This is a genomic window from Mycobacterium sp. IS-1264 (assembly GCF_001954195.1).
In the GTDB taxonomy this organism is placed as follows: Bacteria; Actinomycetota; Actinomycetes; order Mycobacteriales; family Mycobacteriaceae; genus Mycobacterium.
In genome coordinates this window covers 65,891-72,584 of sequence record NZ_MBES01000046.1, presented here as the reverse complement: position 1 = coordinate 72,584, position 6,694 = coordinate 65,891, and the positions used below count along the sequence as shown (strand labels likewise).

The following is a 6,694-nucleotide window of genomic DNA, read 5'->3' as shown; positions in this document are numbered from 1 at the left end:
CGCCGCCGGCGACGACCGGCAACCGCCGGCTCGGATTGACGCCGGTGTCGATGACGGCCACCGGCACGCCGTTACCGGTCGAGTATTGCCAAGCCTTGCTGACGTTCAGCATCGTGAACCCGGGCGCGGGCAGGGCCACGTTCGGATCGGCGACCGTGATCGTCCGGGCACAGGCGAAGCTTTGCCGCATCGGCTGATCCGGGGCCGGCTTTCCGTCGGCCGGTACGCGGCCGGGGTCGACGATCGGCGGCGGAATCGCCTGCGCTGCAGGAAGGCTCGCTAACAGCACAACGAGCAGGCTCGACAACGTCATCGCGGCGATCCGTTGTGGTGCGGCCCGCAGCGCACCCCGGGTCCCGAGAGCAATCCGGGTCATCGCATGCGCACCCAGGTGAACAATCCACCGATCCACGCCGCCAGCGGCAGGGCCGCGATAATCGCGGCTATCTCCACCCACTCGGCGATCATCCGCACCAGCGGGGTGAACCGGGTGATAGGCACCAGCAGCGCGGCGAGCAGACCGGCACCGCCGAACGCGGCCAATACCAGTGCGCCCCACAGCACGGAGTACTCGGAGGCGGCAGGCTCGTGCACAACGTATTTGACGACGCCGACGCACGTCGCGGCCGCGGCGCCACACACCAGGGCGATAGCCTGCCGCTTGTCGGCGAACGCGCGTCCGCGGCTGATGAAGATCACCACGAACAGTCCGGCCAGCACCGCGGCCGCCACGCTCTTACCGCGGCCGGGCATCAACGTGGCCCACACCGCGGCGGGCAGCGTCAGCCCGGCCCCGACGCAAATTCCGGTCAGGACGTTATTCGCGCGCGTCGCCGCCGTCGCGATCAGCGCACCGCGCGGGGTGGTGTCCGGATTCACTTCTTCGTCGGCGCCCTCGTCGACGGGCGCCACCGCATCGACCGGGAGGCCGGCGCTGCGACGGAACAGATCGCGCCCCGTGATCGATCCGAAGTACGGTGGCCGGATCCGCGCCACCCACAGGGCGATCGTCGGGGCCATGGTCAGCAGCAGCAGCAAGACAACCAGGGTGCACATTCCAAGCCACTGGGCGGGAATCGGCCACCACATCCGTGCCGCGGCTGCCGCCCCACCGAGGACGAGCACCGTCACCACCGTCGCCGCCACATTGGCGTGGCGCCCCGTGACCGTGGCGATTCCACACGTCAGCACCGCGGCCGCCAGGGCCGCGATGAACACATGCGCCGAACCAAGGCGGCCGGGCGCCCCGAACGCGACGGCTGCCGAGAGCAGGGGTAGCGCGAGCCAACCGAGCCCGTCGACCATGTCGGTGCGATCCGGCCACCACCGCCACACTGTCCAGGCGCCGCCACCGATCAGCACACCGGCGGTGCCGGTCACGATGGCCGGCAGCAAGGAGTCGGTCGAGAGCCGCTGGCGCAGAGCCAATCCCAGCACCGTCGCGCAGGCCATCGCGAGGATGATCAAAGCCACGTGGGCGGCGGTTTGGACGGTGACGGGCTCGAACAATCTCTTGCCCATGCGGGCCAGTCCGGTGGACAACGATTCGTACTGCGGCTCGAAGGACTCACCTTCCACCGCGGGGACCAGTGCCAGGGTGGCGCCGTCCTCGACGCCGAGTTCGTCGAGCGTTTTGGTGACGTCCAGTCGCACGCCGTTGGCTTTGTGCAGTTCGTACCCGATGCCGGGCTCGAGTCCCGTCAGACCCCGGCGCTTGAGCTCGTCGTTAAGGAGCTCGACGACGTTGTCGATGAAGACCTCGATCGGCACCGAAGCCGGATATACCTGCGAAACGAGGTGTTCTCCACATACGACCGCAACCGCACAACGCGCCGGAAACGACACTTTCGCCATTAGTGCGGCCTGTCGGCATCTGGAATGTATTTGTCGGCCAATGCTGCGGTGATCTCGAATAGCCGCAATCGTGTTTTCTTGTTCAACTCGTGCTGCGTGTCAATTATCCCGCCTTTCGCGAGATACGGGTCGTACGGCATGAATTCGACGGACGCGCCCGATTGCTCGAATCGCTCGGTGAGGTAAGCGCGCGCCTCGCGATCATATTTATCGCGGCTGTCGTTCAGGATGACCATGCTGCGGGACACCAGTTCGTGGTAACCCATCGACCGCAACAGGTCGATCGCGCGGGTGACCGGCAGCGAAGTGTCGGCCGTCAACCCGGACACGAAGACCAGCGTGTCGCACGAGTCGAGAACCGCCTTCATCACCGGATGTTCCAGATCATCGGAGGTGTCCACAACGATGACGGTGTGCGTGCGGCGCAGCCGCGCCAGCACCCCGGTGAACATCGAAGCCACCAGCGGCCGCGGCTGGTCCGAAGCTCGGTTCCCGGCCAGCACGTCGAGCCCAAGGTTGTTCTGTCCCAAGTGCTCTCGGATGTCCGCATAGCCCTGCACGTCGGTGTCGTTGAGCACGGCCGCGTAGTCGCCCGGCGGATTTTCGTCGATGCGCCCGGCCAGCGTCCCGAAGCCGGGAGCCGCGTCGATGGCCACGACGTTTTCGGGCCGGCATTCGCGGAACACCGCTCCGATGCAGGCGGTCATCGTGGTCTTTCCGACGCCGCCCTTTCCGGACACCACCCCGATGACGTACTGCTTGCGGATGTGGCGCCGGATCCGCTCCACCAATTCGCGATAATGTCTTTCGGCGGGCGATTCGCCAAAGTTAATGGCCCGGAAAGACGCCCGATATACAAATTTGCGCCAACCGCTACCCGGCGGAATTTTGCGGGGTGCGACCATATCGGAGATACGTAACGTTCCCGATACCGAGTTCGGGTTTTGGTGGCGAGCGGAGGGTGCTTCTCTCCGAGTCGGTCCGCCCTGTTCAGGTGAATTGGATGAGGCCGTCCACGGATTTGTCACGATGCCGATGCTATCATTTTCGCGATACCTCTCGACTAGACAACTTTTCGGTACGAATACCATTCCCGGTCGGCCGGCAGGCGCCGCACCATGTGGTTGATCGCGGAAGCGATGTGGCTCTTGGTACCCGGGGCGATGATGGTCCACTGCTTGCCCGCGGCGGAGACTTGTTCGACGACCAGCCGTCCTTCCGGCGTATCGATGATAGTCACCCCGCCCTGGTCGACGAAGGTCCGTGTGGGCCGGCCGGTGTCCACTCCGGCCTGGATCGCGACGATCGAGGCCTGGGCTGAACGAGCGGGGTCGGCGGCCAGCTCGAGCATGTGCAACTGATCGGGCTCGAGGTTTTGCTTTCTGCAGAATCTGCGCAACTCGTCCAGGCTGGTCGCGGCGGCGCGCATGGCTTCCGCGTCCAGGGTGACGGGCCGCAGCGACGCGGCTGTATTGGAGCCGCACAGCCGCTCGATCTGCGCGTTGAGTGCCGCGTTGGCGCTGCCTTCACTGCTCGTGATTCCCGCGCCGCTGATCCGGACGATGTCGGCCGAGCGTTCCATGGCGACCCACCATTGCGCGAACCTCGCGAGCAGTACCTTCGGGGGATCGTCGTCGTCGGGCAGGCGGAAGTAGATGATCAGTCCGATGTCGCGGCGGGACACGACGGTCAGCCACTCCAACACCGTGCTGTCCACGGCACCCGTTTCGTCGATCACGCCGGCGGCCAGCAGTTCGGCGGCCACGGGGTGTTGTAACGCCATGTGCTTGCGCTCGACGCTGGGCAGGTGCGGCCGCAACCCCAGCTCGGGGGCCAGCACCTCAATACCGCTGAGGACCTGAAGGGCCCACAGCCCGTCCAATGTGGTGGTTAACACGGTGTTCCCTTGACGCAGACCCTAGGGGCGCACGCGTCCACGTACGCCCCCAGCAACTGCGCGGCTAAATGGTGAAGAAGCCGCCTATGTGAGGAAGAAGCTGCCTATGTGCTGATCGGCGTCGATCGCGTCGTTATGCACGTTGGTCACGGTCTGGCCGTGCAGGCTGACGGTCTGGATCAGGCCCTCCAGCCCGTGCAGCATCTGTTGCTGCGCGTCGAAGAAAGACGTCGCACCGTGGCCCTGGAAGAAATCGGCGAGCGCCTGGGTGAGATGGAGGACATCGTCGTGGATCTCCATCAGCTGGGCAGCCTGGGTCCCGATGTCGCCGGCCAGGCCGCTGACGGCGGCGTGGTTGTAGACGATGTGATCTGTCATGTCGGTATTTCCTTACTTGAAAAGCGCCTGGAGATAGGGGCGATCGAGGGTGGACTTAGGTTGACTGCGCGCCCGCACCGAACAGGCCCGCGAGGTTGTGCGCCGAATCGGCTTCGTGGCTTTCCATGAACGTCGCGGACTGGCCGAGGCCGTGCGCCAACCGGTTACCGCCGTTCATCGCCTGCTGCAGATCGTGGCTGATCTGACCGGCGGTGTTGAGGGAAGTCGACCCGGCCTGGCCGGACCACCCCGTGGCGCTGACGATGTTCTCGTGGCCGCTCAAGTACTGATTGACGATGGCGGCTGCTTCTTGCAGTCGCGTTTCGATCCGTTGCTGTGTGCTACGCAGGAGCTCCGGCGTAACAATGAGGCTGCTTGGCATGCGTTTCTCCCTCGATGTTCTATGCTCCCGAGCCGGGATATGGGTAGAAGTTTAGACAGGTATGGGCCGCTGTCACTTCAGTTCGTTTATTTCATCCACAGGTTCTGAGCTGGGCGTTTGCCCAAACGCCAGTAATGCCATGTCAGAAGCGGCGAGCAGATAGCTTTAGCGCGCTGCCAATGATCGTCAAAGGCCGCTCGACCCGTCGGCCAGGCCGTCGCCGTCGGAATCGGTCAACCGGACGTTCCAGCGACCGTCGCCGTCGGTGTCCACATACCCGGTCGCGCCGTTCTCGCCGGCGCACAGCACGCGATCCGCGACACCGTTTCCGTCGGTATCGAGCAAGCGATCGTCGGGGCGCCCGTGCCCGTCGAAGTCGACCAGGGGACCGCCGGTGTGTTCCAGACCGTCGAGCGAGTACCAACGCAGCTGGCCGCCGCGGTCCACGGCGACCGCCCATGTCCCCGACCCGTCGTCGGTGAAGTAGCTTTCCGGGGTCCCGTCGTTGTCGACGTCGAGCACGGCATGATCGGCGATTCCGTCACCATCGAAATCGGCCAGCGCATCGTCGCGCATTCCGTCACCGTCGAAATCCAGGCCGACGGCGTCGAAGCGGCCGTCTCCGTCGAGGTCGAGGTCTGGCTGGCCGTGCCAGATGGCCGCTGCGCCCTGATCTCCCGCCAAGCAGTAATCCACGAATTGTCGGACGCCGGGCCTGCGCTACGGGTTCCGCCGCGATCGCCACCACGCCAGCAGCTCGGCGGATGCCTCCTCGGTGGTCAAAGGGCCGCGTTCCAGCCGCAGCTCTTTCAGGAAGCGCCACGCCTCCCCGACCTGCGGGCCCGCCGGGATATCGAGCAACTCCATGATCTGGTTGCCGTCCAGGTCGGGCCGCACCCGCGCAAGGTCCTCCTTAGCCGCCAGCTCGGCGATCCGCGCCTCCAGCCGGTCGTAGCTGGCCTGCAGGCGCGCGGCCCGCCGCTTGTTGCGGGTCGTGCAGTCGGCCCGGACGAGCTTGTGCAGCCGCGGCAGCAGCGGCCCGGCGTCGGTGACGTAGCGGCGCACCGCGGAGTCGGTCCACTTGCCGTCGCCGTAGCCGTGGAATCGCAGATGCAGATACACCAGCTGCGAAACGTCGTCGACCATCTGTTTGGAGTACTTCAGCGCCCGCAGCCGCTTCCGGGCCATCTTCGCACCGACCACCTCGTGGTGGTGGAAACTGACGCCGCCGTTCGGCTCGTGCCGCCGCGTGGCCGGCTTGCCGATGTCATGCAGCAACGCGGCCCAGCGCAGCACCAGATCCGGGCCGCCTTCGGGGCGTGGGCCTTCCAGCGCGATCGCCTGCCGCAGCACGGTCAACGAATGTTGGTAGACGTCCTTGTGCTGATGATGTTCGTCGATGGCCATCTGCATGCCGCCGACCTCGGGCAGCACCACCTCGCCCATCCCGGTCTGCACCAGCAGGTCGATACCGGCGACGGGGTCGTCGCCGAGTAGCAGCTTGTCCAGCTCGGCGGCGACCCGCTCGGCGCTGATCCGGTCCAGCTGCGGTGCCATCTCTTCGATCGCCGTCCGCACCCGCGGCGCGACGGTGAAGCCGAGTTGCGATACGAATCGCGCGGCGCGCAACATCCGCAGCGGGTCGTCGCCGAAGGACACCGACGGAACCGACGGGGTGTCCAGCACACGCGCGCGCAGCGCCGCCAAACCGCCCAGGGGATCGAGGAATTCACCCGGCCCGGTCGGCGTCACGCGCACGGCCATCGCGTTCACGGTGAAGTCGCGGCGCACCAGATCGTCCTCGAGCCGGTCGCCGAACCGCACCTCGGGATTGCGCGACACCTGGTCGTAGCTGTCGGCGCGAAACGTCGTGATCTCGAGGCGATAGTCGCCCTTGCCGACTCCGACCGTTCCGAACGCGATGCCGGTGTCCCACACGCTGTCCGCCCACGGCCGCACGATCTGTTGCACCTGTTCCGGATGCGCGTCGGTGGTGAAGTCAAGGTCTGGAGAGCTCAACCGGCCCAGCAATGCATCCCGCACCGAACCGCCGACCAGATACAACTCGTGGCCCGCGTCGGCGAAGGCCGACCCGAGCTCGCGCAACACGGGGGCGTGCCGGTTCAGCGCGACCGCCGCGGCGGTCAGCAGATCGGCATCGGCTTGGGACACGTTCGATCAGC

At 66.1% G+C, this 6,694-nt stretch carries 7 protein-coding genes and 1 pseudogene; all 8 read right to left on the bottom strand.

The features are described from left to right. Nucleotides 1-313 (bottom strand): annotated as a pseudogene (locus A5744_RS08500) (type VII secretion-associated serine protease); the annotation flags it as partial. Nucleotides 314-372: 59 nt separating this feature from the next. Next, complete coding sequence (gene eccD, locus A5744_RS08495) at nt 373-1,854, bottom strand: type VII secretion integral membrane protein EccD (protein WP_076060064.1); 1,482 nt, start codon at nt 1,852-1,854, stop codon at nt 373-375. Then, on the bottom strand, nt 1,854-2,882 hold the full coding sequence (locus A5744_RS08490) for a MinD/ParA family protein (RefSeq protein WP_076060063.1): 1,029 nt from the start codon (nt 2,880-2,882) through the stop codon (nt 1,854-1,856). The genes eccD and A5744_RS08490 overlap by 1 nt, the downstream gene beginning before the upstream one ends. A 35-nt stretch (nt 2,883-2,917) precedes the next feature. After that, nucleotides 2,918-3,751, bottom strand: a complete 834-nt coding sequence (locus A5744_RS08485; RefSeq protein WP_076060061.1) for an ESX secretion-associated protein EspG — start codon at nt 3,749-3,751, stop codon at nt 2,918-2,920. Between the two features lie 84 nt (nt 3,752-3,835). Further along, nucleotides 3,836-4,129, bottom strand: coding sequence for a WXG100 family type VII secretion target (locus tag A5744_RS08480; protein ID WP_076060059.1), 294 nt, complete (start codon nt 4,127-4,129; stop codon nt 3,836-3,838). A 55-nt stretch (nt 4,130-4,184) separates the two neighbouring features. Beyond that, the gene (locus A5744_RS08475; protein WP_076060057.1) at nt 4,185-4,511 is read right to left on the bottom strand and encodes a WXG100 family type VII secretion target; all 327 of its coding nucleotides are present in this window, start codon (nt 4,509-4,511) and stop codon (nt 4,185-4,187) included. 186 nt (nt 4,512-4,697) lie between these two features. Then, on the bottom strand, nt 4,698-5,207 hold the full coding sequence (locus A5744_RS08470) for a pullulanase (RefSeq protein WP_076060056.1): 510 nt from the start codon (nt 5,205-5,207) through the stop codon (nt 4,698-4,700). A gap of 24 nt (nt 5,208-5,231) precedes the next feature. Further along, the gene (locus A5744_RS08465; protein WP_076060054.1) at nt 5,232-6,683 is read right to left on the bottom strand and encodes a CCA tRNA nucleotidyltransferase; all 1,452 of its coding nucleotides are present in this window, start codon (nt 6,681-6,683) and stop codon (nt 5,232-5,234) included. Nucleotides 6,684-6,694 lie beyond the last annotated feature (11 nt).